The 510-nt window shown below is 27.8% G+C and carries 1 pseudogene; it reads right to left on the bottom strand.

The features are described 5' to 3' along the window. Window positions 1–510 (bottom strand): annotated as a pseudogene (locus MBCUT_RS02315) (hypothetical protein); the annotation flags it as partial.

The following is a 510-nucleotide window of genomic DNA, read 5'->3' as shown; positions in this document are numbered from 1 at the left end:
CACTATTAGACCCCCATAAAGTGATTACTCCTCCAGAGGATGCTGCATTGTTATTATCGAAAATAGAATCTGTTATATTAACATTACTAGTACCAATATATGTATTTTCAATAAAAATTACACCAGCTAGATTTCTTGCGATGTTGTTATTGAATGTTGAATTATTTATATTAACATTATTAGTACCATTAACATTATTAGATATATATATTGCTCCTCCACTGGATGTTGCAGTGTTGTTGTTGAATGTAGAACTTGTTATATTAACATTATTAGTCCCATTGTTCCCACTATTTATGGATAATACTGCTCCAACATTATTTACTATGTTGTTGTTGAAAGTAGAATTTGTTATATTAACATTATTAATACCATTATCACTAGTTATAAATAGTACTGTTCCTTGATTATTTGTTGCATTGTTGTTATTAAATGTGGAGTTTTTTATATTGGTTTCTGAGATGCCTTTGTAAGAAGTTGTAGTATATATTATTCCTCCACTAATATAAT

The organism is Methanobrevibacter cuticularis, assembly GCF_001639285.1.
In the GTDB taxonomy this organism is placed as follows: Archaea; Methanobacteriota; Methanobacteria; order Methanobacteriales; family Methanobacteriaceae; genus Methanobaculum; species Methanobaculum cuticulare.
This window is presented reverse-complemented; position numbering and strand designations above follow the sequence as displayed.